Genomic DNA, 23788 nt, shown 5'->3' on the forward strand with positions numbered 1-23788 from the left:
CACAAACGACTCAAGGCACGATGGGCCGATCAAAACCTGCTTAGCCTCTTTACTCATATGCGATAGCCCTGCCCTTGCGGGGGAGATGTCCGGCAGGACAGAGGGGGGTGTGACGGATCACGGCCTCTCGGACGGAGGCCAACATTGAACCACCTCTCCCAACTCTTCAATCGCGCATTCCAACCGCTAGCAACGGCAGTTTCCACCAAGCGCATACCCGGCGGCGTGCTCGGCATCGCCGATAAAAACGGCGGCCGCATCATCCGATCGATCGGCTCGGCCCAGCTAGTGCCGAAGCACCGCCCCATGCGGGACAACACCTGGTTCGACCTGGCATCGCTAACTAAGGTCATCTTCATAACGCCGCGCATCCTGGCACTGGCGGAAGATGGGGTCATCGATCTCGATGCGCCGCTGGTCTCGGTGCTGCCGGACCTGCGCCAGTATGATGCCGAAGCCTGGGAGCGGAAGGTGACGTTTCGGCAGTGCCTCGGCCACCAGACGCCCTTTCCGGCGGTCGAGCCGATCTACACGTATGGGCGCGACCCCGAACTGCTGCGCGCCTTCGTCCTGCAGCGCGAATGGCGGGCCCGCGACCCGGTCTATTCCGACATCAACTTCATCCTGCTCGGCTTTGCGCTGGAGCGGCTGTCGGGGAAAACGATCCGGAACATGGATCCCGGCCCCGGATTCGCCTGGTCCGCCGAACCGGATGCTGCCGCCGCGACCGAGGACTGCACCTGGCGCCATCGCGTGCTGTCCGGCGAGGTCCACGACGACAATTGCTCGGCGCTGCAAGGCGCGGGTCACGCCGGCCTGTTCGGAACAGCCGCTTCGGTGCTGGATTTCGCGCAAGGGCTGCTGAGCGACGCATCCGAACGTTCGATCGCGCTGATGCGCACGCCGCTGTCGGCCACCCGCACCCATGGCTGGGAGCGCCCCTATGAAGGCTGGTCCGGCGGGACCTTGTGCAGTCCGGGCACTATCGGCCACACCGGCTTTACCGGCACGGGACTGTGGATCGACTTCGACGGAGGCAAGGCCTGGACCTTGCTCACCAACCGGATCCATCCGACACGTCATTTCGACAGTGGAATCGGTTCGCTTCGGCAGGCGGTCGGCGATCTCGTCAATGGAGCTCAATAATGGAACCAATCTGGGCCGTCGGCCTGATGACCGGCACCGTGCTGGACGGCAACATCGACGTCGCACTGATCAAGACCGATGGCGAACGGATCGACGATTTCGGCACCTATCGGCTGATGCCTTATCCCTCGTCGATCCGCACCCTGCTGGAAGAGACTCTGATGGAGGCACGGGCCTGGAACTTCACCGGGCCGGAGCCGGCGATCTTTCGCAAGGCGGAGGAAGCGCTGACGCGAGCCCAGTCGGCGGCGGTCAGGGAATTGGTCGAAGGCTATGGCATGACGATGGCCGACATCGGTGTCGTCGGCTTTCACGGCCAGACGGTGCTGCATCGTGCGCCGCAGGCCGGACGGTTGGGCCAGACCCGGCAGCTCGGCGATGGCGAACTGATGCACGCCCTGTTGGGCACCAAGGTCGCCTACGATTTCCGTTCGGCCGACATGCGCGCCGGTGGGCAAGGCGCGCCTTTGGCCGCTGTCTATCACACGGCGCTGATGCGCAGCGCCGGCGCCAATGGCGAGGTGGCGGTGCTCAATCTGGGCGGCGTCGCCAACATCACCTGGTGGGACGGCGCCGACAATGTCGTTGCTTTCGATACCGGCCCCGCCAATGCGCCGCTCAATGATTTCATCAAATCGAAAGGGCTCGGCGAAATGGACCGCGATGGCGCACTTGGCCGAGCGGGAACGGTCGATGAGGCAAGGCTCGCCAAGCTGTTGCAGCACCCCTATCTGACCAAAGCCTATCCCAAATCGCTGGACCGATTCGACTTCGGTGCCGTGATGGCGAACGGTTTGAACGCCGAAGACGGTGCTGCCCTGCTCACCGCCTTCACTGCTGCTGCCGTCGGCAAGGCGCTCGACCTTTTGCCACGGCGGCCTAGAAAGCTGGTGGTCAGCGGCGGCGGGCGCCACAACCCGACGATGATGGCAATGCTCGCCAGCCGTGCCGGTGTCGAGGTGGTGCAGGCCGAGACCCTGGGCTGGAGCGGGGACGCGGTCGAGGCGGAGTGCTTTGCGTTCCTCGCGGTTCGCGTGCTACGCGGCTTGCCGATCAGTTTCCCGAGCACGACAGGCGCACCGAAACCGATGCGCGGCGGACGGCTGGCCGGATAGTCAGCCAACCAGTTTCTTCTGCAGGAAGATGCGGCTGCGGCCGACCGGGAAATCGGCAAGCGTTCCGAACGGCTGATAACCCTGGCGCTGATAGACCTTGGCGGCGTTTGGATTGAAGGTGTCGATCCAGGCATTTTTACAGCCGCGCGCAACAGCTTCCTGTTCGGCCGCGTCCAGCATAGTGCCGGCCACTTGCTGGCCGCGCAGCCTCTCATCGACCCACAGCCATTGCACATAGAGCCAGCCCCAGGCGGTGTAGCCCGAAATGCCGGCAACGACCGCACCGGCCTCGTCGCGCACGAACACGGCCAAGGCCTTCCTTTTGGAAGCACCGACATCGCCATCGTTGAACGCCGTCAGACGCTCGCCGAGAAAGGTGAGTTCTTCCGGCAGGGGATTTGTCGTCGTTTCAAGTGTCGTCTTCATATCGATCCCCGAATAGGGTGCGCGTCCTGATCGCCGCCATTGCGAAATTCGGACGCGGCGATGCCGTAGCGCTTGAGCTTGTCGTAGAAGGTCTTGCGCGGCACGCCGAGCGCATCGATGGCGCTGCGCACATCGCCGCCATGGTCGCGCAGCGCATCGCGGATGAGTTCTGCTTCGTAGAGGCCGACCCGTTCGGGCAGCGTCGCCTCTGGTTCCGGTAGGCGGGTGGGTACCACCTTCGTCTCATCGTCCGGGCCGAGGCCGAGCGCGACGCGATCGGCAAAATGCGCGAGCTCGCGCACATTGCCCGGCCAGGCATGCGACTGGAGATGGTCGCTGACTGCGGCGTTCACCTTGGCGACGGGCCGGCCGAACCGCTCCGAGGCCTTGCCGAGGAAATGCCCGAACAGCATCGGGATGTCGCCGCGCCGCTCACGCAGGGGCGGGATGAGCAGCGTCACCACGTTGAGGCGAAAATACAGGTCCTCGCGAAAGTCGCCGCGCCGGTCTGGCCGGCCGAGATCGACCTTGGTCGCGGCGACGACCCTGAGGTCGACGCGGCGGGTCTCGTTCGAGCCAAGCGGTGTCACGCTGCGCGTTTCGAGCACCCGCAGCAGCTTGACCTGGAGGGCTGGCGGCATGGATTCGATCTCATCGAGAAACAGCGTGCCGCCGCTGGAATGCTCGATGCGGCCGATGCGCCGCCGCTGCGCGCCGGTGAACGCGCCCGCCTCATGGCCGAACAGCTCGCTTTCAATGACGGTCTCAGGCAGCGCGCCGCAATTCAGCGCCACGAAGGGTTTTGCCCGGCGCCGCCCCCATCTGTGCAGCAGATCCGCCACCACTTCCTTGCCGGTTCCCGTTTCCCCCTCAACCAGCACGTCGACATCCATGTCGGCGATCTGGCGCAAGGTTTCGCGCAGCCTTCTGATGGCGGGCGCTTCGCCGATCAGCGGCAGACCGTCGGCAGCCTGCGCTGCGACTTCGCGCAACCGCCGGTTCTCCATCACCAGCCGCCGCTTCTCGCTTGCCCGCTTCAGCGCCTCGACAAGGCGATCGCCGGCATAGGGCTTTGGGATGAAATCGTAGACGCCGTCCTTGAGCGCGGCCACCGCAAGATCGACATCGCCATGGCCGGTGACCAGGATCACCGGTATATCCGGGTCGATCGCCTTGATGCGATCGAACAGCTGCAGACCATTCATGCCCGGCATGCGGATGTCGCTGACGACCACGCCCTCGAAATTCCCGTCGACGACACCAAGGGCTGCCTCGGCGGCGTCGAGCGCGGCCACGGTGAAGCCGGCAAGCTCGAGCAATTGCTTGGTGGCGTGAAGCAGGTCCGCATCGTCGTCGACGAGTGCCACCAGCCCTGATCGGTCCGTCATTCTATCCGCCTCAGGTCGATGGTGAAGGATGCGCCGCTGGCGCCACCGGGGGCGCTGGCGCTGCCGGGGATGCTGGCGCTGCCGGGATCGAGCCGCAGCGTGCCGCCGAGTTCCTGGGCGATCTCCTGCGAAATCACCAGTCCGAGGCCAAGCCCCTTTTCTTTGGTGGTCTGGAACGGCATGAACAGACTGCCGGCGGCCTCCGCCCCGAGGCCGGGGCCGTTATCGCGCACCGAAATGAGCACCCTATCGTCGCGCTCGGCGAGTTCAATCTCGATGCGGGGATCGGGCTGGTCTTTCATGGCGTCGAGCGCATTCTGCAACAGATTGACCAGGATCTGCTCCAGCCGGATGCGGCTCGCCATGACGACCGGCGACGCGTTGCCACGCGGCTTGACGATGGTCACGCCGGAATCGCGGATGCGGCCGGACAGCAGCGACAGCGCGCCGTCGATCGCTTCGCGCACCGGCAGCGGCGATGCGGCGACTCCTGGCCGGCGGGCGAAGTTGCGTAAGGTACTGGTGATCGCGCCGATGCGTTCGGTCATCGAGACGATCGACGTCAGATTGCCGCTGGCCGGTTCGGTCTTGCCGCTGTCGAGAAAGCGGCCGGCATTCTCGGCGTAAGTGCGGATCGCGGCGACCGGCTGGTTGATTTCGTGCGCCACGCCGGCCGCGATCTGGCCGAGGATGGAAAGCCGGTTGGCCTGGGCGAGGTCGTCACGCAGCCGGCGGACCTTGGCTTCGGCGTTCTCGCGCTCGGCGATTTCGCCGGCAAGTGCGGCGTTGGAGCGCGTCAGCTCGGCCGTCCGCATGCTGACCCGGCTCTCCAGTTCGACATTCATCCGCGCCAGCGCTTCCTGCCTCAGCCGGTGGGCGCGCCGGCGCCGGGTAAGCACAAAGGTTAGCAAGCCCATCAGCAGCAAGCCGAGCAGTGTGGTGAGGCGCGCCGTGTTGGCGGCGGCGGAGAGAGCAGCATCGGCGGGCGTCAGCAGCCAGAGACGCCAACCGGGGACAGCACCCGGCAGGTCCTGCACCACCTCGACGAACTGGCGATGCTTGCCGGCACTGTCGATCGTCGCCAGGCCGTCACCAGCGCCGCGTCGGATCGGCAGGGGCTCGAAGCCGGCATCGGCCAGTTGGAGCTGCTCGTGGGCAGCGGCGGTGTCCTGCGCCGAGAGTGGTGCGAGGGCACGAAACCGCCAGTCGGGCTGACTGGTAGCCAGCACCACGCCACGTTCATCGGTGACGAAGACGAGAAAGCCGCTGGAGCGCCAGTTGGCTTCGACGCTGTCTAGCTCGACCTTCAATACCGCCACGCCAAGCGGCTTGGCGCCATCGTCGACCCGGCTGGCCAAATAAAGGCCTGGCTTGCCGCTGATCGTGCCGAGGCCATATTGGCTGGCGGCACCCTTCGCCATGGCCTCCTGAAAATAGTGCCGAAAATTATAGTCGGTGCCGACAAAGCTGGTCGGTTCGCCGGCATTGCTGGCCGATATGGCGATGCCTGCCGTGTCGATGACATAGATGGCGGACGCCGAGGCATCGCCGGCAATCGCCTTGAGCTTGTCGTTTAGGGCCTTTTCTTGCATTTTTCCGGCTCGGCGCAGAGCGCCGCGCACAGCGTCGTCACGTGCCAGCACCAAGGGAACCAGACGCTGCTTTTCGATTTCGCCGGTCAGCGTCCCCGCCGCCAGCGGCAGGGCCGCAAGCGCTGTGTCGCGCAGATTGTCTGCCGCTTGGCCGGAGGCAATGCGCCCGGCAATTGCAATCGCGCCAGCCAGGAAGGCAAGGGCGACGACCACGACAAGCCAGCGGCCATCGCGCAGCCGGGCCGCCACCTCGCGCAGCAGTTGACGTCCGGCAAATCCAGGGGATTCGCTATCGGTGCCTGCTTGCGACGTCTGCCCGCTCCTCTTCCTCAAGCGTTCCCGGCTTTGCGGCCAGTGTAATGCGAAAATCCGCCCAGGCAAACAATGCCTGTGCGGAAATCCGCACAGGCATTGCCCGCTTAATTTCGAACAAGGGCCGAAATACCGGGATTCCGGCCTTTTCCCGATCTGGCACGACGCTTGCAAAAGTCCTTGCAGCGGCGTGCGACCGGAGCGCCGCGATGGGAGAAGTCACGCAGGGCGGTGCATTCCGCCCCATCCGGCAGGGAGAGTTCGATGCACATCGCAGATCATTCAGGCGCGGCTTCCGCGCGGCGCAAGCCTTTCTATGCCCAACTCTACGTGCAGGTGCTCGTCGCGATCACCGTCGGCATCCTGCTCGGCCATTTCTATCCGTCGATCGGCGAAAGCATGAAGCCGCTCGGCGACGCCTTCATCAAGCTGGTCAAGATGATCATCGCCCCGGTCATCTTCCTGACCGTGACGACGGGCATTGCCGGCATGAGCGACCTGCAGAAGGTCGGGCGTGTCGCCGGCAAGGCGATGCTCTACTTCCTGACCTTCTCGACACTGGCGCTGATCATCGGCCTTGTTGTGGCCAATGTCGTGCAGCCGGGCGCTGGCTTCAACATCGACCCGGCGACGCTCGATGCCTCGACCGTCAACACCTATGCCGCGAAGGCGCACGACCAGTCGGTCACCGGCTTCCTGATGAACATCATCCCGACGACGATCGTCGGTGCCTTTGCCGACGGCGACATCCTGCAGGTGCTGTTCTTCTCGGTGCTGTTCGGCATTGCGCTGGCGCTGGTCGGCGACAAGGGCACGCCCGTCCTCAATTTCCTGCAGGCGCTGACGACGCCGATCTTCAAGCTGGTCAGCGTGCTGATGAAGGCAGCCCCTATCGGCGCTTTTGGCGCCATGGCGTTCACCATCGGAAAATACGGCATCGGCGCGGTCATCAACCTCGCCATGCTGGTCGGCACTTTCTACGTGACGTCGTTTCTGTTCGTCTTCGTCGTGCTGGGTGCGGTCTGCCGCTACAACGGATTCTCCATCCTGTCCCTGATCCGCTACATCAAGGAAGAGTTGTTGCTGGTGCTGGGCACCTCATCGTCGGAGGCAGCCCTGCCCTCGCTGATGGAGAAGATGGAGAAGGCCGGCGCCAAGCGCTCGGTGGTCGGTCTGGTCATTCCGACCGGCTATTCGTTCAACCTCGACGGCACCAACATCTACATGACGCTGGCTGCGCTGTTCATCGCGCAGGCAACCAACATCCACCTGTCGATGGGCGACCAGATCCTGCTGCTGCTGGTTGCGATGCTCTCGTCCAAGGGTGCCGCCGGCATCACCGGGGCAGGCTTCATCACCCTTGCCGCCACGCTTTCGGTGGTTCCGGCGGTGCCGGTCGCCGGCATGGCGCTGATCCTCGGCGTCGACCGATTCATGTCGGAGTGCCGGGCGCTGACCAACTTCGTCGGCAATGCCGTCGCCACGCTGGTTGTGGCGCGCTGGGAAGGCGAACTCGACGAGGCCAAGCTGGCGAGAGCGCTGGCGGGCACCGCGGATGACAACCTGCCGGCGGATGTCGTTCCCGCCGAGTAATAATCCGTCCGGTCTCATACCAACAACGGCCGGAGGCATGCCGCCTCCGGCCGTTGTCGTTCAGGTCGCAACGTCGATTTTCCGCGGCCCGACGAAGGCGACGAATTCGCGGTCGCCTCCATCAAGGTCGACGCCCTTGATCACCTCCTCGCCATAGGACTTGCGCGCACCGCGCACCTTGAACTCAGCCATTGAAGTCCCTCCTCTGGTCCGGATAGGTGCTCGGGCCGACAGGCATGCGAGCCGCCAGGGTGCCCACATCATCGAACAGGACAAGGCTGGCGGCGCCGACGAGACCGGCGTGGCGGCCGAGTTGGGCCTGAACGACCGGCACGTCGCGATAGGCGCGCATGGCCCGCTGCCTGATCGTCGCCTCGATGGTCGGCAGCATCAGGTCGAGGCCATTTGCAATGCCGCCACCGACGACCAGCACATCGGGCGAATAGAGATGCAAGAGGTTGGTGAAGCCGACGCCTAGCCAGCGGGCTTCCTCATCCAGCAATGCCGAGGCAAGGCCATCCCGCAGCCGCGTCGCCTCGACGACATGGCGGCCAGTCACCTCCGCGTCCGCAGACAGGCGCCGCAACGTCGAGCCGTCGCCGGCGGTCGTGGCGGCGGTGGCGCGGCGGCCGAGCGCTGTTCCAGAAGCGATCGCCTCGAAACAGCCGACGACGCCGCATATGCAGCGCTCGCCTTCGTTGGTGATGGTCATATGGCCGATCTCGGCGGCAAGGCCGCGGCGGCCGTGCAGGATGCGCCCGTCGACGACGACACCGCCGCCGATGCCGGTGGAAACCGTGACGAAGACCAGCGAGCGCGCACCATGACCGGCGCCGAAGCGCCATTCGCCGAGCGCGGCGGCATTGGCGTCGTTCTCCAGCCGCACCGGCAGACCGAGCCGCCGTTCGAGGATATCGGCAAGCGGCACGTCTAGCCAGCCGGCGAGCGTCGGCGGTCCGACCGCAATGCCGGCTTGCGGATCGAGCGGCCCCGGCGCGCCAACGCCGACACCGACAATGGCGAGCGCCGGGGCCTCGGCATACACGGTTGCCGCCAGCGCCTCGATCTGGCCGATCACCGCATCGGGACCAGCGTGCGCCTGCGTCGGCACCGCCGCGAATGCCCGGATCTTGCCTTCACGGTCGACCAGGGCGGCGCGAAGCTCCGTCCCGCCAAGATCGATCGCGAGGGCGGCTTGTATTGTCATGCCGCGACCTTCAATCCGTACAGCCAGGCGATGCGGCCGGCGAGGTCTTTGTCGCCGAAGGCGAGCGAACCGAGAACCACGGTTTCGGCCCCGGCGGCACGCAGCAATGGCACCGTCTCGTGGCGGATGCCGCCATCGGCCGCCAGAACCACGTCTGCCTCGCGGCCGGCCTGCTTGAGGACGGCGCGGGCGTCGCGTAGCCTGTCGCAGGCCTTGTCCGAGAGGCTCTGCCCCTTGACGCCGATTGCCGTCCCGAGGAGCGTGACGAAGGCGACCTCGGAGACGAAAGGCGTCACCGTCTCGACCGGCGTCTCCAACCTGAGCACGACGCCGGCTTCGGCGCCGAGTTCCCGGGCCAACCGGACGGCGCGCAACCCCGCCTCGCCATTCTCGGCATGGACGCTGATCATGTCGGCGCCGGCCTCGATGAACTGGCGCGTCTGCGCCTCAACGATTGCTTTGTCGATCATCAGATGGACATGGATGGGCTTGGCTGTCAGCCTGGCGATGCGGGCGACGAGATCAGGAAAGAACAGGAAGGACGGGGCGAAATGCCCATCCGCCACATCGATGTGGTGAAGATCGACATAGGGCTCGATACGCCTGAGATCGCTCTCGAAATTGACGAGGTCGGCGGACCACAGCGAGAATTCAGCGATCATGCGATCGCGTGGCAATGCGGCGATAGCGGCCGGGCCTGAGACTGGTTTCGAAATCATGACTGGTCCTGGTTGTTGAAACGAGCATCGAGAAAGCCCGCGATAGCAGCGCGGATCTCGGCGAAATGGCGTTCCTTGTCGGTGGCCTTCGGCGCCACCTCGGTGAAGACTGCATAAGGGATGGCGTCGGCAAGGCTGCGAGCGGTCGCCAGCGGATGGACGAGGTCGACACCGCTGCCGATGACGAGCGTCGGGATTGCGAGGTCGGCGGCCGCCACCCGCGTGACGCCAGGCCCATCCGCTGCGATCGCCTGCATCACCTCGGCGAAGACAGCCGCATTTTCACGTGCGAAGAAGCCAAGCAACGAGGCGAGATTATCCGGTGCTTCCGTGCGAAGCCGGACTGCCGTCGCCGAGGCAGCGAAGGCATCGCGCGCTTCATCAAGCGAACCGTTGCGGATGAATTCCGCCACTTCCACGTAAGGGCGCATGTTTTGCGGCGCTGCTTCGAAAGCCCAGGCCGGGCGCAAAAGCACCAAACCCAGGACACGGTCCGGATACCGGACGGCAAGCTGCAAGGCGATGGCCGCGCCCATCGAAATGCCGCCGGCAACGAAGTGCTTGATGCCAGCCGCATCGGCGGCAGCCAGCACATCGTCGGCAAACATGTCGATCGAAAAGGGGCGACCGCTGCCGGCGCCGGAGCCGCCCTGCGCGCGGCATTCGACGGTCAGCCGGCGGTAGGAAGGACTGTCGGGAAAGTTCAGCGCCACCTGCGCGGCATCGCCGCCAAGGCCATGCTGGAAGACTACGGGAAGCCCGGCTTGCCGCGTGTCGAAAACACGAAGTGCCGCATCGTCGCGAAGCAGGATTGCCGGTGCTGCGCCCATCAGAGCAGTCCTCGCAGGAAGGCAGCGACACCGGGAGCTTCCTCGGCGGACAGGCCGTGGGTGACGAGCGATCCCTCGAAGCCGACTGCCTTGAGCCGCGCGACGAAATCGGGGAAGTCGACGATGCCTTGCCCAGACGTGGCAAAGCGGCCGTCACCGTGGCGATCCTTGGCGTGCGCCATGGCGATGTGGCCGGCTGCCTCGTCGATCGCTGCGGCAACGATGGAGCGCGCCTCGTCGGGCGTCGCGTGTTCGAACAGGTTCGCCGGATCGAGCACGATCTTCAGATGCTTCGATCCCATCTCGGCGATCAGCCTGATCGCATCCTTGGCCGAGGTAACGATGTTGGCCTGTTCGGGCTCGATGCCGAGATCGACGCCGGCCTCTTCGGCCAGCGCCAGCGCCTTCGACATCTCGGTGGCCATGTCGAACCAGGAGGCAGGCGTGGCATTGTTAGGATGATACGCCCACTGATCGACGGCGTTGCGCGAGCCGGTGCAGAGCGTGACCAGCGGAATGTCAAGGGCAGCAGCCGCTTCGATGACGACGGCGAGACGCCGAAGGCCCTCGTCGCGCACGGCCTTGTCGGGATGCGCCATATTGTACGTGCCCGACAGTGCGGCGAGTGAAACACCGCTCGATTGCGCGGCGGCGCGGATGGCTGCAATGGCATCCGCCGGCACCACATCCGGCATCGAAGGCAGGCCGGCGCAGGCGAGATTGAACTGCGTCGCCTCGTATCCCGCCTGCCGAACGGCTGCGAGCACCGCGGCCGGCTCGGCACCGGGAAAGATCTTGGCGAAAATGCCGAGACGCATCAAACCGCTCCCGAAACCGAGGCGAGCTCAACGCGTTCACCTGATGCTACCGAGCGTGCGATGGCAATCATGGCGCGGATCGACGCAACGCCGTCCTCGACATTGGCGCCGCGCATCGGCGTGCCTTCCAGCACGGTTTGGGCAAGACCTTCCAGCTGGCGGCGGAAGAAATGGCCGTCGGCGCCGAGCGGCTTGTGGGCCGTGGCGGTCTTCTCATGAAAGATCTCGACTTCGCTGGCGCGGAAATACCAGGGGTTGAATGTCCTGGCGATGACGGAGCCGTTCTCGCCATAAAGCTGAAAACCTTCGTGCCAGTCCATGCGTACGGCGACGGTGAGGTCGAGATGGCCGAGCGCGCCGCTGGCGAACTCGGTCTCCACGAACCAGCAATAGGCACCGAAGCGTTCGTTGAGGCGGGCGCGCACGGCGATGATATCGCCGCACAGGAAGCGCGCCGTGTCGACGAGATGCGAGCCATGCGCCAGCATGAAATACTGCCGCAGATCGGCCTTGGGATTGCCCGCCGGCTTCATCGCCAGCTTGCTGGTGACAGGCAGCGGCTGCACGGCATCGGTGTTGGTGTAGCGATGGGTGGAATCGCAATACCAGGCCTTTAGCGCCAGCACCTCGCCGATCTCGTCGCGGACGAAGTCGCGCGCTGCTTCCAGCGCCGGGTCGAACCGCTTCATGTGCCCGACCTGCAGCACCTTGCCCGAACGCCTAACCGCTTCGGCGAGCGCCTCGCCTTCCTCGACCGAAGTTCCGATCGGCTTTTCGCACAGAACATGCTTGCCGGCATCGAGCGCCTTGATCGACATCGGCACGTGATAGGCGTCCGACGTGGCGACGATCACTGCTTCCAGTTCGGGATCGGCGAGCATCGCGTCATAGTCGCCATACATCTTCTGCGGTTCGTAGGTGGCGCCCATGCGGGCCAGCAGATCGGGCGCCGCGTCGCAGATGGCATAAAGGTCGGCATTGCCGGCCTTGACGCAGGATTCCAGATGCGCGAACTGCGCGATGGGGCCGCAGCCGAGCACGCCGACCCTGAGGCGTCTGTCCTGTTTCTGGATCATCGTCTCGTTCTTCAGGCGCCGTAGGAGCGCATTGTCTGGCGGTTGGTCTTGACCGCCCCGGCAGGGTCGGCGGCGGCCGTCTCGGATTCCTCCTCCAGCACCACCCAGCCGTTGAAGCGTGGCGCGGTGCCGGCGATCTCGATGACTTCGAGCGTGTCGCAGACGCCCTTGCCGAGCATGGCCCAGGCGCCGTTGGCGTCGACGTCCTTCAAGTGGATGTAGCGGATGCGGTCGCGATAGGTGCGCAGCGTGTCGGACAAGTCCTTGTGGCCGCGCAGGATATGGCCGGTATCCGGCACCCAGCCGACCAGGTCGGGGTCGAGCAAGGCAAAGATCGTGTCGTAGTCGGCGCGGTCGAACAGCAGCGTGTTGTGGTGCGAGCTTGGATGTACCGCGACATCCACACCGGCCTTGCGGCCGATCTCGGCGGCCTTGTTGTAAACCTCCGCGGCGATACCGAACTTGTCGTCGCGCGGCCCTTCGGACACCACGGTCGCCGAGCCCATCGAGATCAGCGCGCCGGGAAACGCAGCGGCGAAGTCGATCCAGCGCTTGGCGGTCTCAAGATCGGCGCTGATCTTCTCCTTCAGCGTGAAACCGCTGTTCGAGCCGAAGGCGCAGGAGACGAGCGTCAGCCCGGACGCGTTCAGCGCAGCGGCGAACTCCGACGGCTTGCCGGCATAATGACCGATCATGGTGTCGGTGATTTCGATGCCGGTATAGCCGCCATCGGTGATCGCCTTGAGCAGATCATCGGGGCCGCCAGTCCAGCCCTTGCCAAGCATTTCCCAGGTGAAGGTCTGGCAGCCGACTTTGAGGTCTTTCACGTTCATCCTTTCATTCCTTGATACCGCCTATTCTTGATGCGCGCCCTGCGTCAGCCGCTCGATGAGGTGGCGCGGGAAGAGCAGCACCAGCACGATCGGCGTAAATCATCGATTGCGATACGCGGGGCCTGCTCCTTCGGTTCTCCCTGGGATGGACATCCTACTTGACCGAGCCCGCGGTCATGCCGGCGAGGAAGTACCTCTGGGCAACGAGGTAGATGAGCAAGAGCGGTAGCGAGCCGAGCACGCTCATCGCCATCATCTGGTTCCATTCGAAGGCGTGCTGCCCCATCAACAGCTGGATCCCGATCGGGACGGTGCGCATGGACGTTGACTTCGTCAGCGTCAGCGCAAAGAGAAATTCGTTCCAGCACAACAGGAAGGTGTAGACCGCGGTCGCCACGATACCAGGCAAAGAAATCGGGACGATCACCCGCCAAAGCGCTGTCCAACTGGTGCCGCCATCGACAGCCACGGCTTCATCGAGATCGCGGGGCAAGGTGTTCAGATATCCCGTCATCAGCAGGATCGCGTACGGCAGTGTAAACACCAGGTAGGTCAGGATCAGTGCGACGTAGGTATCGAAGATACCGTATGAGACGACAAGCCCGAAGAAGGGGATCAAAAGTGTGATCGGCGGAATCGTCTGCGTGCTGATGATGAGTGTGTTCAGGCTGCCCTTGCCGCGGAAGTTGAAGCGGCTGAAGCCGTAGGCCGCCATCAAGGCGATCAACACCGTCAGCACGGTCACCGCTCCCGCCACGAAATAGCTGTTGAAGAAGAAGCGCAGCTTTACCGGGTCGCCAAGGATGGCTGCATACGCTTCCAGCGTGAAGGCCTTTGGCAGGATTGTTGGTGGCAGGGCAAAGATCTCGGTGTTCGATTTGAACGAACTGCTCAGCATCCAGTAGATCGGGAATGCCGCGAAAAAGAGCCCCGCAGCAAGCGCTACATGGAGCGCGACGGTGATCAGCCTGTCTTTCGGCGTATGTCTTTTCCTCATGGTGACTACCGAGCCTTTTGATAGCGAATATAGAACAGCGTCAGGCCGAGAGAGATCAACAAGATGACCACAGCGCTCGCCGAAGCCTGCGACAGGTTGTAGCTCGAAAACGCCAGCTTGTACGTGTAGGTGCTGAGGACTTCGGTCGAGTAGATCGGGCCACCGCCCGTCGTTATCCAGATTAACGGGAAGACCTGCATGGTCCAGATGAAGTCGAGCAGCGAGATGCTTATGATGATCGGCATCAGCATAGGAATGGTGATGAAGATCAGCTTCTGGTAGGCTTTTGCCCCGTCGATATCGGCGGCCTCGTAGAAATCCTTGGGAATGCCCTGCAAACCCGCGAGCAGGCTGACCATGAAGAGCGGATAGCCCGCCCAGATATTGGCGAAGGTGACGGCGTGCAGCGCGGTCTCAGGCGAGGAAAACCATTCGACCTTAGAACCGATGATGCCGATTTGCATGAGAATGCTATTCACGACACCGTTCGGCTCAAGCAGGAGGCGCCAGATCACGGCGATAATCACCGCGGTGAACAGCCAGGGCAGTATGTAGAGCACGCGCAGAATATTGCGCAGCATCGGATTGATGCGGTCGCTGTTCAGCATGAGCGCGAAGATCATGCCGATTGTCATGTGGAAGACGACGCTCATGCATGTGAAGTAGAGCGTGTGCCACAGCGAAGCCCAGAACACGGGGTCGTCGAAGATCGCCTGGTAGTGCTTCAGTCCGGCAAAGGATGGGTCACGACGCAGCACCGCGCTGTTCTGGAACGAGTAGGCAATCACCGTCACCATCGGCAGCAGCATCAGAAGCCCGATTATGAGCAGCGAGGGCGACAGATAGAGGTAGGGTGCGACCGCTCGTTTCAGCTTATGGTGGGAGCGCTTTTGCCGGGTCATGTGCCAACCTTGGGATACGCCTTCAAAAGAAGGTAAGCTTCGGAAACAGGTCCATCTCAAATTGCCGATCCGTTGTTGCCGGGTGGCCTGCCCGAAGTCAGGCCACCCGGTCGAAGATAGCAAACGGGAACAGGCCGATCAGAATTTCGCCATCCAGCCCTTCTGAGCGGTGGCTGCGGCTTGTTCCGGAGACTGCTCACCAGCGAGCATCTTTTGAGCCTGCACGTCGAACTGGGTCATCAGGTCTTCAGCCACCGGCAGGCCCGTGAACTCGTTGGCGAGATAACCGGTCTTGAAGATTTCAAAAGCCTTGCCGAAAGCCTTGTCCGAGGTCACGAAATCCGGCTTGGCGTTGACGTTACCCGGGAAGGCGTTCGCAAGCGACACGAGCTTGGCGTTCACCTTTTCACTCATCAGATATTGGACGAGTTTCCAGGCCTCTTCCTGATGTTTCGAGGCAGCAGAGATGCCGATGCCCCAGGAGGCATAGGGAAGGCCGCGCTTGCCGGTATAGTTTTCCACGACCGGGACCGGGATGAGGTCGAAGTTCAGCTTGGGATTGCGCTTGCGGATGAGGTTCACATGCGCGAGCGAGTCGATCATCATCCCGGCGCGGTCGTTGACGAATTCCTCGACCTTTTCCTGCTCGGTCTTGGTGGCGATGCCGGGCGAGATGGTGCCGGCGTCGTTGAGTGATTTGACGAAGGTGAGCATATCGACCACCGGTTTGCCCTCAAGGTCTGGCTTGCCGTTCGCCATCATCGACTGACCCGAAGCCCAAACCCACGACATCATGTCGTTCTGGACGCCGGATGGCGTTTGCAGCGACAGGGGCAGCACCCAGCCATACTGGTTCTTGTCGGCGTGCGTCATCTTCTTGGCGGCTTCGAGAAANACCGAGATCTGGTCTCGCGTGGTCGCGTAGGGGCCGCTGACCAGTGTCACCTTGATTCCGGGGTTTGCGGCCTCGAAGTCATCCATGATTGCCCTGAGCGAGCCAGCCGGCAATTCTGGCTCCCACCATTGGGTGAATTCCAGCGTCGTATCCGCCATGGCGCCGGTTGCGCCAAGCAACCATGCGGCCGCGGCTATTTTCAGCATCGCGGGTCTTATACGAAACGTCATTTTCTCCTCCTTCTTTAGGATCGACCGCACAATGCGGCCGATCGTCTGGTTATTCAGAAGTCTCATTATGCAGGCGCCTCCCCTCGCCCGCGGGTCTTGTCGCGGATATTCAGATCGCCAGGTGCGTCTCGGAATCGAAGAAATGGAGCTTGGCGTCATCCAGGGCCAACCTGATCTCCGAGCCGGAGCGGACTGTGCTGGCTGGTTCGAATTTCGCCACCGCATTCGACGCCAGGCCGAAATCCTGCACCGCGTCAGGGTCGCCGGAGTCCACCCGGACCGCGTCGATGTTGAGATGGACGATATGTTCGGATCCGAGTTCTTCGATCGAAGTCACCTTTGCCGGTATCGTCTGATACTTGCGGCCGGATTCGAGGCTGCTGTCAAAGAGATCCTCCGGTCGTATCCCGAACACGACCTTGCGCCCTGCATACGACCTCAAGCCCGGCCTGCGCACGAAGGCTGCATTCTGTAGCCGGATGGACACGACGCCGGACATCAGTTCGTCGCCCGTCAGGATCGCCTCGAAAAGGTTCATCGAAGGAGACCCGATGAAGCCGGCAACGAAGGCGTTCACCGGCGATTCATAGAGCCTCTTGGGTGTGTCGACCTGCTGCAGCACGCCGCCTTTCAACACCGCGACCCTATCGCCCATCGTCATGGCTTCGGTTTGGTCGTGGGTCACATATATGGTCGTTACGCCGAGCTGCTTTTGCAGACTGGTGATTTCGGCGCGCATTTGAACACGCAGTTTCGCGTCCAGATTGGAAAGGGGTTCGTCCATGAGAAAGGCTGCCGGCTCGCGCACCATGGCGCGGCCCATGGCAACCCTTTGACGCTGTCCGCCCGAAAGGTTCGCGGGTTTGCTGTCCAGCAGAGACGTCAGTTGAAGGGTCTTGGCGATCTCGTCCACGCGCTTTTTGCGCTCGGCCTTCGGCTTGCCTGCCAACCGCATCGAAAAGGCGATGTTTTCGAACACCGACATATGCGGGTAGAGGGCATAGCTCTGGAAGACCATCGCGATGTCGCGGTCCTTTGGCGGCATGTCGACGACGTCGTCTCCGCCTATCCGAAGGCTGCCGCTGGTGACGTCCTCCAATCCCGCGATCATCCGCAACGCGGTGGATTTGCCACAGCCGGAAGGCCCGACGAGAATCAAAAACTCGCCGTCCTCAACCGACAGGTTCAATTGGTCGATTGCGTGAAAATTGTTCCCGTATGTCTTGCAGATATTCTCAAGAACGACTTCTGCCATATTCCTCCTCCACAAGTCTAAGCCACTGATTTTTATGATTATGCTCGGCTTATGTTCACCTGCGAAATATTTCCTCGGATAGTTCGGGCTATGTTCCGGTATCGAGCCGCGCATATTTCAGTTCGACCGCCGACGGCGCGTTCGTCGATGCCAGGAGTTCCGTGACCTGGTCGTGGGTCGGGAGCGCCTCGCGCCCGCCCCGCCCCGTTATCGATAGGGCCGCCGCCGCGGCCGCGAATGCGACCCGGCCCGCGGTGCCGGCCCCGCGCGTCAATGCAAGGGCATAGGCGCCATGAAAGCAGTCACCGGCGCCGGTCGAGTCGACGACGGCAACCTGGTGCGGAGGCAGGTGCCAGAGCCCTGTCTCGTCGCGCCCGCGATAGAAAACGCCCCTGCCACCATCCGTCAGAACCACGGCGGACCGCGATGGCAACCACAATGCATCGAGTATCTCGGCCGGTGACCGGCGGCCCGTGGCGGTCCGCGCAAAGCCGAGCGGAAGAATGAGATGGTCGCAGAGCCCGATCAGTCTCTCGGTGGCTGGGCCGCGGCTCCATTCGACATCTCCGAGGATCGCAACGCCGAGATCGCGAGCCCGAGCCACGACATCCAGCGACCCGATCCCGTAACTGTCGACGATCAGGACGGTCGCGCGGCTGAGGACCTCGTCCGGAAAGTCCGGCGCGGTGCCCAGCATCGCGTCGTCGTCATACGCGATGAACCGCTCCCCATCCGAACCGACGGTGATCCGCGAGCGCACCGGGCGCGCGTGCGGGTGGCGCGGCGCGAACGCGGTTTCAACGCCGCTCGCAACGAGATCGCATAATACGGCGTCGTCGTCGGCACTGCCCAGCCATCCGACGAAGCCGGCGGTTCCGCCGAGCCGCGCGACGGCGGCAAGTGCCGTCGCGACATTTCCCCCGAAAGCTCGGGCACTTTGCACAACCTTTCCCTTGCCCGCCGACAACGGCTGATCGACATAGACGATGTCGTCGATCGCAATAGCTCCGAAGCCGAGGATTGAAGGGACGGTGGGCATCGTTCAGGCACCCGCCTTCGCCAAGGCGTCTTGCGCCGAAAGGCCGTCATGGATGACGCCCCGAAAGGCAATCGCTGCCTTTTCCGGATCGCCATGCCCCCAGAGATTACGGCCCACCACGGCACCGCGCGCGCCGGCACGGATGGCGTCCGCCGTCTGCTGAAGGGCGCCGAGCAGCGTGTCGGTCTTCGGACCACCGGCGATCACGACCGGCACCGGGCAGGTCCGAACGGTCTCCCGAAACGACTCGAAATCGCCCGTGTAGCCGATCTTGATCACGTCGACGCCGGACTCGTAGCCGATGCGTGCCGCATAGGCGATCTCGTCGGGGGTGAAGACGATTTTTGCCCCATCGGTGAAATCGCGAGGGTAGATATGCGCCACCACCGGCATGCCGTAACGGGCCGCCGCATTCACCGAATCGGTCAGCCAGCGTATGTATTTGCCCTCGGTCGCGCCGCGCACCGGAATGGCCACGGCCAACGCATCGGCGCCAGCGCGCACCGCATCCTCGGGCGTTGCAATCAGTTCACTGATGCGATCGTCTGGGGTGAAGCAGCCTGCCTGGATCACCAGGGAAGCCTTGCCCGCGTATTGCGGCCACAGATGGCGCGCGGTGCCGGGCTGGATGCTGACGTAGTCGGGTTTGCCCACCATGACGCGTGCAAGCGCGCCTGGCAGGTCGGCAAGACCTCCTTTGCGCACGTCGCCATAGCCGACAAAGTGGTCGACCGCGCCGCCAAAAAGATTCCCAGATGGATGTGAGAAGAGGCGTGCCAGGCGCACCTTGGTTCCGAGGCTCATGAGTCCAAAACTCTCCAATCGATTGATTTCAAAATCCTGGATCAGTGTTTGCGAAAGAAAGGATAAATGCAATCTTTCGAAAGCTTTCGAATTCGCGTATTTTTGGTAGAGTGAACCGAGGCCAGGGCGATCGCTTGGCGCATGGAGGCAAGGACAGGCAATGTTGTCGGAGCAGAGACGCCAATCGATCCTGGGTGAAGTGCAACGCAGCGGACAGGTTCGCATCAAGGACCTGTCAGACGATTTTGGCGTGTCGGAAGTCACGGTGCGCTCCGACCTCGAGATACTGGACCGCAAGGGACTGCTGACCAAGACCCGTGGAGGCGCGGTGACCCGGACCACAGATTCGACCACGGCCGCGTTTGCCCGGCGGATGCAAACGAACCTCGATGCAAAGAAACGCATCGCCCGGGCAGCGATAGACCTGTTCGAGGACAACCAATCGGTCATCTTCGACGGCGGCTCGACATTGATGCAGGTTGCCATGCTTTTACCGCCGCTCAGCAATGTCGTGGTCGCGGCCACGGCGATGAATATCGTGCAGCATCTGATGCATCGGCCCGGACTCGACGTTCACATGATCGGTGGCCGGGTCTATCCAGACACGGTGAGCACGCTGATCACCGATCCCGACACGGCTCTCGGCGGCTTGGTAGCGCATCAGGTCTTTGTTGGAGCGCATGCGATCGACGCGTCACTGGATGTGGTCGACGTGAACGAAGACATGGCGCGAACGAAGCGGAACCTCGTGCGCATGGCCCGGCGCGTTGTCCTCCTTGCGGATTCGAGCAAATGGGGCGTCAGCGGGACCTCCAAGGCATTTTCGCTGTCGAGCGTCGATGTTGTGATCACCGACGATGGCCTGTCCGGCGCGATACGCAGCCAGCTTGATAGGACCGGGGCCAAGGTGATCTATGCCTGACCCGTCGCGGTCCCTAGCGGCGACGGAAATATCCAAATGCGCACATGACCCACAGGCTCAGTACCGGCGGTTGGCCGTTTTTCATGTCTGTCATCTTCTCCTCCTAGGGCTGGCAGCCTCCCGATATCGAGCCAGCGTTTTCGTATGTTGTATAAAAGTTTTACGCGCGTCAATATTTGAAATGCTGTATAGCCCGATCCTAGGCGATCACGTTACCGGTTAGGCGGGGCCGGCAGACAATGGCCGCATTGGGAGGTACGATCGGAAATGCACGGAAAAACAAAGACGAAACTCGGGATCGGCGTCGTCGGATGCGGCAATATCTCGATGACCTATCTGCGCAATGCCGCTCTCTTCGGCGGGATCGAATTGCGCGCCTGCGCCGATATCTCGGCTGACATGGCGGCGATGCGAGCGAAGGAATATGGCATCCAGGCACTCGGTGTCGATGCGCTGCTGGCCGATCCCGAGATCGATCTTGTCCTCAACCTGACCATTCCGGCGGCGCATTTCGAAATCTCACTTGCCGCGCTTTCGGCCGGTAAGCACGTCTTCACCGAAAAGCCGCTCGCCACCTCGGCCGCAGATGGACAGCGTCTGGTCAACGAGGCGAGATCGCGCGGCCTGCTGCTCGGCTCGGCGCCCGACACCTTCCTGGGTGCCGCCGGACGCCGCGCCCGCCGGCTGATGGACGAGGGTGCCATCGGCCGCCCTGTCACCGGCACCGCCTTCATGATGGGGCGCGGCATGGAGCACTGGCATCCCAACCCGCAATTCTACTACCAGCCGGGCGGTGGGCCGGTGTTCGACATGGGCCCCTATTACCTGACCATGCTGGTCAATCTGCTTGGTCCGGTCGAGCGCGTCATGGCGATGGCGACGCGCGGCCAGGAGGAACGGCTGATATCAGCCGAAGGGCCGTTCAAGAACACCACATTCAAGGTCGGCACGCCGACCAGCGTTTTGTCGCTGCTCGAATTCCGCTCCGGCGCAACTGTCACCTTCGGCGCCTCATGGGATGTCTTTCGCCATTCCAACCATCCGATCGAGCTGCACGGCACGGAAGGCTCGTTGCGCCTGCCCGATCCCGACACGTTCGGCGGCACCGTGTCGCTGTCCGAACGCGGCGCCGACTGGAAGGATTTCACCAGTGAAGGCGAGCTCTATGGCGCCCGCAATTGGCCTTATGCGGCGCCCGATCGCGCCAATTACCGCATGCTCGGCGTCGCAGATCTGGTGCGTTCGCTTCAAACCGGCAGCACGCCGCGCGCTTCCGGCAGCCTTGCGCTGCATGTGCTTGAGATCATGGAGGCGATCCTGCGTTCCGGCGAGACACAGGGCTCGGTCGCCATCGCGGGCGATGTCGTCCAGCCGGCCCTGCTGACCGAAGAGGAGGCAAGCGACCTGCTGGCCTGAGGATATGACCATGACACTCGACCCGGATGCGCTGCGCGTCCTCGAAATCAGCCGCGCAGCCGGCGGCAAGCCGTTCGAGACCGGCAGCGTGGCGGCGGCGCGCGCCGCCTACAATGCTTCGTTCCCGACGCTGCAGGGAGAGCACGAGCCGGTAGCCACGACCTTGGAACAGCAGATCGAGGGGCCGAACAGCCCGATTACCGTGCGCATCCATCGCGGCATCGGCGCACTACCGAACGGGGCGCCGGCGCTGCTCTATCTGCATGGCGGCGGCTGGGTGATCGGCAATCTCGATTCGCATGACGAGATCTGCCGCTGGCTGGCCAATCTCGGCAACGCGGTCATTGTCTGTCCCGACTATCGCCTGGCGCCGGAACACAAATTCCCCGCCGGGCTGGAGGATGGGCTGGCAACGCTGCGCTTCATGGCAGAGAATGCCGCCGGTCTCGGCATCGATAAGACGCGCATCGGCGTGGCCGGCGATAGTGCCGGCGGCAATCTCGCCGCTGTGCTGGCGCTGCTCGCCCGCGATGGGTTGGCGCCGCCCGTTGCGGCGCAGATCCTGATCTATCCCAACACCGACGCCCGCCAGATGGCAGACAGCTATCGGCGCTTCGGCGACGGCTTCGGTCTTACCGCAAGCACCATGGCCTGGTTCCGCGACCACTATGTGCGAACGCCCGACGACATGCTGGATTGGCGCGTCTCGCCCCTGCTGGCGCCTCACCTCGCCGGTGTCGCGCCGGCCTTCGTGGCGCTTGCCGGCTACGACATCCTGGCCGACGAAGGGACAGCCTATGCCGCGCGCCTGCAAACCGAAGGCGTGCCGGTGATCCTGCGGCAATGGCCGGGCCAGATCCACGGCTTCGTCTCGATGGGACGCCATATTCCTGGGGGCCGACATGCGGTAGCCGAGGCGGTGGCTGCCTGGCGCCAGTTCGAGAGGAATTCGCCGACGACCAACGCTCAGGCCGACTGACGCATCACCAGCGTCGCGCCGAGCTTGACCGTGCGCGACAGGCCCTGCTTTGGCGGATCGGTCTCGTCCAGCAGAGCCAGCAGGATCTCGACGCTGCGCCCGGCCATGGCGGTGAAATCCTGCGCCATGGTGGTCAGCGCCGGACAGGTGTAGCGGCTCAGCGGATGATCGTCATGCGCGGCAAGGCGCAGATCGCAGTCGGGCCTGCGGCCGACCTTCAGGCCGCGCGAGTACGCGGCAGCCATTACGCCAAAGGCGAGACGATCATTGGCGCACAGGATGGTACGGCCGGGCAAGGTGCCGGTCTCCAGCATTCTTTCCATCTGCTCGTAGCCAATGCGTTCGAAGTCCCAGGTGTAGTCGCGCGCAGCCTCGATGACGACCGGCTTGAACCCGGCGGTTTCCATCGCGACGATATAGCTTTGCTGGCGTTCGCCGGAGTTGTGGTTGACATGCGGAATGTCGAGATAGGCCGGCGGCTCACCGGAGCGGCAGAGATAATCGACGATGGTCGACACGCTCTGCCGGTTGTCATTGCCGACGAACGGCGTATCGCCCTCGATATAGGTGTCGAAATAGACGACCGGAATGTCCTGTCCAAGCTTGTCGAAAACGCCGCGGTCGGAGGCCAGCCCCAGCGGGGCGATGATCGCGCCGGCCACCTTCAGTGATAGCAGCGTCCTGACCGACTCCACCTCCAGCTTCGGCGAGCCATGCGAGGAGATGACGATCGGCCAGTAGCCTTCGTCGCGGCAGCGAAATTCGATGCGGCTGACCATCTCGGCGTAGAACGGATCGGTGATCGTCGGCACGATGATGCCGATGTTGCGGGTGCGCTTGCGGTTGAGGTTGCGCGCGAAAAGGTTCGGCTGATAATCCGAGGAGCGCAGTGCGGCTTCGATTCGCGCCCGCGTCGCCGGCTTCACGCTTGCCGGGTCGTCGAAATATTTGGACAAAGTCGGCCGGGACACGCCGCATGCCTGGGCGAAGTCATCCATCGTGCGGTGAGTCTTCTCCGCCATCGATATTCCTGATCCCCATACCGTCATTGCCGACCGGACGAGCCGCTACCACTCATGCGGCCGTTGTCCGAAAGCAGCAATGCTTGGCCGAACTTATTCAGTCAAGTTTTCACACTTCGCAATACAAAGCAAAAATATTGCGCGCGTTAATTATTTATGGACGCTTTAAAACCGGAGACAAGGGGTTCGGGATGGAAAGTGTGGCATCGGGCAGCGCGACGGACTGACCGCCGGCTACGGCGCTGATCGGCCACGGCATCGGCCCTGCTTGC

At 63.3% G+C, this 23788-nt stretch carries 22 protein-coding genes and 1 pseudogene; 6 read left to right on the forward strand and 17 right to left on the reverse strand.

Going from position 1 to position 23788, the window contains the following annotated elements:
- Positions 1-144 precede the first annotated feature (144 nt).
- Together X744_RS169070 and X744_RS169065 are read left to right on the forward strand one after the other, a co-directional pair.
- Positions 145-1146: a serine hydrolase gene (locus tag X744_RS169070; RefSeq protein WP_023756658.1), complete on the forward strand. Its 1002-nt coding sequence runs from the start codon at positions 145-147 to the stop codon at positions 1144-1146.
- Entirely contained in the window at positions 1146-2261 is a 1116-nt protein-coding gene (locus X744_RS169065; RefSeq protein WP_023756659.1) for an anhydro-N-acetylmuramic acid kinase, read from the forward strand. Before X744_RS169070 ends, X744_RS169065 begins: the two co-directional genes overlap by 1 nt.
- On the opposite strand, the gene X744_RS169060 is transcribed toward X744_RS169065, so the two are convergent.
- The 3 genes from X744_RS169060 to X744_RS169050 are packed head-to-tail and all read right to left on the reverse strand — an operon-like array spanning position 2262 to position 5928.
- Positions 2262-2687, reverse strand: a complete 426-nt coding sequence (locus X744_RS169060; RefSeq protein ID WP_023756660.1) for a GNAT family N-acetyltransferase — start codon at positions 2685-2687, stop codon at positions 2262-2264.
- A complete protein-coding gene (locus X744_RS169055; protein ID WP_023756661.1) occupies positions 2684-4075 on the reverse strand; it encodes a sigma-54 dependent transcriptional regulator in 1392 nt (463 codons plus the stop codon). The genes X744_RS169060 and X744_RS169055 overlap by 4 nt, the downstream gene beginning before the upstream one ends.
- A complete protein-coding gene (locus tag X744_RS169050; protein ID WP_032906894.1) occupies positions 4072-5928 on the reverse strand; it encodes a sensor histidine kinase in 1857 nt (618 codons plus the stop codon). Before X744_RS169050 ends, X744_RS169055 begins: the two co-directional genes overlap by 4 nt.
- A gap of 315 nt (positions 5929-6243) precedes the next feature.
- On the opposite strand from X744_RS169050, the gene X744_RS169045 reads away from it, so the two are divergent.
- Positions 6244-7572, forward strand: coding sequence for a dicarboxylate/amino acid:cation symporter (locus tag X744_RS169045; protein ID WP_023756663.1), 1329 nt, complete (start codon positions 6244-6246; stop codon positions 7570-7572).
- 84 nt (positions 7573-7656) lie between these two features.
- On the opposite strand, the pseudogene X744_RS1000000174860 reads toward X744_RS169045, so the two are convergent.
- From X744_RS1000000174860 to X744_RS168985, 13 genes and pseudogenes are all read right to left on the reverse strand, one after another.
- A pseudogene (locus X744_RS1000000174860) lies at positions 7657-7764 on the reverse strand (ABC transporter ATP-binding protein); the annotation flags it as partial.
- Positions 7757-8779, reverse strand: a complete 1023-nt coding sequence (locus X744_RS169040; RefSeq protein ID WP_023756665.1) for an ROK family protein — start codon at positions 8777-8779, stop codon at positions 7757-7759. The pseudogene X744_RS1000000174860 and the gene X744_RS169040, both read right to left, overlap by 8 nt.
- Positions 8776-9498, reverse strand: coding sequence for a ribulose-phosphate 3-epimerase (locus tag X744_RS169035; RefSeq protein ID WP_023756666.1), 723 nt, complete (start codon positions 9496-9498; stop codon positions 8776-8778). Before X744_RS169035 ends, X744_RS169040 begins: the two co-directional genes overlap by 4 nt.
- Positions 9495-10328 (reverse strand): alpha/beta hydrolase, encoded by an 834-nt coding sequence (locus X744_RS169030; RefSeq protein WP_023756667.1) that lies wholly within the window; start codon positions 10326-10328, stop codon positions 9495-9497. The genes X744_RS169035 and X744_RS169030 overlap by 4 nt, the downstream gene beginning before the upstream one ends.
- Positions 10328-11146: a sugar phosphate isomerase/epimerase gene (locus tag X744_RS169025; RefSeq protein WP_023756668.1), complete on the reverse strand. Its 819-nt coding sequence runs from the start codon at positions 11144-11146 to the stop codon at positions 10328-10330. Before X744_RS169025 ends, X744_RS169030 begins: the two co-directional genes overlap by 1 nt.
- On the reverse strand, positions 11146-12222 hold the full coding sequence (locus X744_RS169020) for a Gfo/Idh/MocA family oxidoreductase (protein ID WP_023756669.1): 1077 nt from the start codon (positions 12220-12222) through the stop codon (positions 11146-11148). The genes X744_RS169025 and X744_RS169020 overlap by 1 nt, the downstream gene beginning before the upstream one ends.
- Before the next feature lie 11 nt (positions 12223-12233).
- Complete coding sequence (locus X744_RS169015; RefSeq protein ID WP_023756670.1) at positions 12234-13055, reverse strand: sugar phosphate isomerase/epimerase; 822 nt, start codon at positions 13053-13055, stop codon at positions 12234-12236.
- A gap of 154 nt (positions 13056-13209) precedes the next feature.
- Positions 13210-14052 (reverse strand): carbohydrate ABC transporter permease, encoded by an 843-nt coding sequence (locus tag X744_RS169010; RefSeq protein WP_023756671.1) that lies wholly within the window; start codon positions 14050-14052, stop codon positions 13210-13212.
- Positions 14053-14057: 5 nt separating this feature from the next.
- Positions 14058-14954 carry a sugar ABC transporter permease gene (locus X744_RS169005; RefSeq protein WP_023756672.1) on the reverse strand — a complete coding sequence of 299 codons (897 nt, stop codon included), beginning with the start codon at positions 14952-14954 and terminating at the stop codon, positions 14058-14060.
- Between the two features lie 138 nt (positions 14955-15092).
- Positions 15093-16079, reverse strand: a complete 987-nt coding sequence (locus X744_RS169000; RefSeq protein ID WP_023756673.1) for an extracellular solute-binding protein — start codon at positions 16077-16079, stop codon at positions 15093-15095.
- 109 nt (positions 16080-16188) lie between these two features.
- Positions 16189-17334: an ABC transporter ATP-binding protein gene (locus X744_RS168995; RefSeq protein WP_023756674.1), complete on the reverse strand. Its 1146-nt coding sequence runs from the start codon at positions 17332-17334 to the stop codon at positions 16189-16191.
- 88 nt (positions 17335-17422) lie between these two features.
- Positions 17423-18373: a PfkB family carbohydrate kinase gene (locus tag X744_RS168990; protein ID WP_023756675.1), complete on the reverse strand. Its 951-nt coding sequence runs from the start codon at positions 18371-18373 to the stop codon at positions 17423-17425.
- Between the two features lie 3 nt (positions 18374-18376).
- Complete coding sequence (locus X744_RS168985) at positions 18377-19177, reverse strand: class I fructose-bisphosphate aldolase (protein WP_023756676.1); 801 nt, start codon at positions 19175-19177, stop codon at positions 18377-18379.
- Between the two features lie 160 nt (positions 19178-19337).
- On the opposite strand from X744_RS168985, the gene X744_RS168980 reads away from it, so the two are divergent.
- The 3 genes from X744_RS168980 (at position 19338) to X744_RS168970 (ending at position 22494) form a co-directional block, all read left to right on the forward strand.
- Positions 19338-20099: a DeoR/GlpR family DNA-binding transcription regulator gene (locus X744_RS168980; protein WP_023756677.1), complete on the forward strand. Its 762-nt coding sequence runs from the start codon at positions 19338-19340 to the stop codon at positions 20097-20099.
- Between the two features lie 267 nt (positions 20100-20366).
- Positions 20367-21515, forward strand: coding sequence for a Gfo/Idh/MocA family oxidoreductase (locus tag X744_RS168975; RefSeq protein WP_023756678.1), 1149 nt, complete (start codon positions 20367-20369; stop codon positions 21513-21515).
- Between the two features lie 10 nt (positions 21516-21525).
- Positions 21526-22494 carry an alpha/beta hydrolase gene (locus X744_RS168970; protein ID WP_023756679.1) on the forward strand — a complete coding sequence of 323 codons (969 nt, stop codon included), beginning with the start codon at positions 21526-21528 and terminating at the stop codon, positions 22492-22494.
- Here X744_RS168970 and X744_RS168965 read toward each other — a convergent pair.
- On the reverse strand, positions 22482-23516 hold the full coding sequence (locus X744_RS168965) for a LacI family DNA-binding transcriptional regulator (RefSeq protein WP_023756680.1): 1035 nt from the start codon (positions 23514-23516) through the stop codon (positions 22482-22484). The genes X744_RS168970 and X744_RS168965 overlap by 13 nt on opposite strands.
- Between the last annotated feature and the right edge of the window lie 272 nt (positions 23517-23788).

Origin of the sequence: Mesorhizobium sp. LNHC252B00 (assembly GCF_000502955.1) — a bacterium.
Lineage (GTDB): Bacteria > Pseudomonadota > Alphaproteobacteria > Rhizobiales > Rhizobiaceae > Mesorhizobium.

Coding starts and splice junctions, on each gene's coding strand:
- X744_RS169055 (WP_023756661.1), bottom strand. CDS start 4,075: ATGACGGACCGATCAGGGCTGGTGGCACTCGTCGACGACGATGCGGAC.
- X744_RS168965 (WP_023756680.1), bottom strand. CDS start 23,516: ATGGCGGAGAAGACTCACCGCACGATGGATGACTTCGCCCAGGCATGC.
- X744_RS169065 (WP_023756659.1), top strand. CDS start 1,146: ATGGAACCAATCTGGGCCGTCGGCCTGATGACCGGCACCGTGCTGGAC.
- X744_RS169045 (WP_023756663.1), top strand. CDS start 6,244: ATGCACATCGCAGATCATTCAGGCGCGGCTTCCGCGCGGCGCAAGCCT.
- X744_RS169020 (WP_023756669.1), bottom strand. CDS start 12,222: ATGATCCAGAAACAGGACAGACGCCTCAGGGTCGGCGTGCTCGGCTGC.
- X744_RS169010 (WP_023756671.1), bottom strand. CDS start 14,052: ATGAGGAAAAGACATACGCCGAAAGACAGGCTGATCACCGTCGCGCTC.
- X744_RS169025 (WP_023756668.1), bottom strand. CDS start 11,146: ATGCGTCTCGGCATTTTCGCCAAGATCTTTCCCGGTGCCGAGCCGGCC.
- X744_RS169060 (WP_023756660.1), bottom strand. CDS start 2,687: ATGAAGACGACACTTGAAACGACGACAAATCCCCTGCCGGAAGAACTC.
- X744_RS169005 (WP_023756672.1), bottom strand. CDS start 14,954: ATGACCCGGCAAAAGCGCTCCCACCATAAGCTGAAACGAGCGGTCGCA.
- X744_RS169035 (WP_023756666.1), bottom strand. CDS start 9,498: ATGATTTCGAAACCAGTCTCAGGCCCGGCCGCTATCGCCGCATTGCCA.
- X744_RS168980 (WP_023756677.1), top strand. CDS start 19,338: ATGTTGTCGGAGCAGAGACGCCAATCGATCCTGGGTGAAGTGCAACGC.
- X744_RS168985 (WP_023756676.1), bottom strand. CDS start 19,177: ATGAGCCTCGGAACCAAGGTGCGCCTGGCACGCCTCTTCTCACATCCA.
- X744_RS168995 (WP_023756674.1), bottom strand. CDS start 17,334: ATGGCAGAAGTCGTTCTTGAGAATATCTGCAAGACATACGGGAACAAT.
- X744_RS169040 (WP_023756665.1), bottom strand. CDS start 8,779: ATGACAATACAAGCCGCCCTCGCGATCGATCTTGGCGGGACGGAGCTT.
- X744_RS168970 (WP_023756679.1), top strand. CDS start 21,526: ATGACACTCGACCCGGATGCGCTGCGCGTCCTCGAAATCAGCCGCGCA.
- X744_RS169030 (WP_023756667.1), bottom strand. CDS start 10,328: ATGGGCGCAGCACCGGCAATCCTGCTTCGCGACGATGCGGCACTTCGT.
- X744_RS168990 (WP_023756675.1), bottom strand. CDS start 18,373: ATGCCCACCGTCCCTTCAATCCTCGGCTTCGGAGCTATTGCGATCGAC.
- X744_RS168975 (WP_023756678.1), top strand. CDS start 20,367: ATGCACGGAAAAACAAAGACGAAACTCGGGATCGGCGTCGTCGGATGC.
- X744_RS169015 (WP_023756670.1), bottom strand. CDS start 13,055: ATGAACGTGAAAGACCTCAAAGTCGGCTGCCAGACCTTCACCTGGGAA.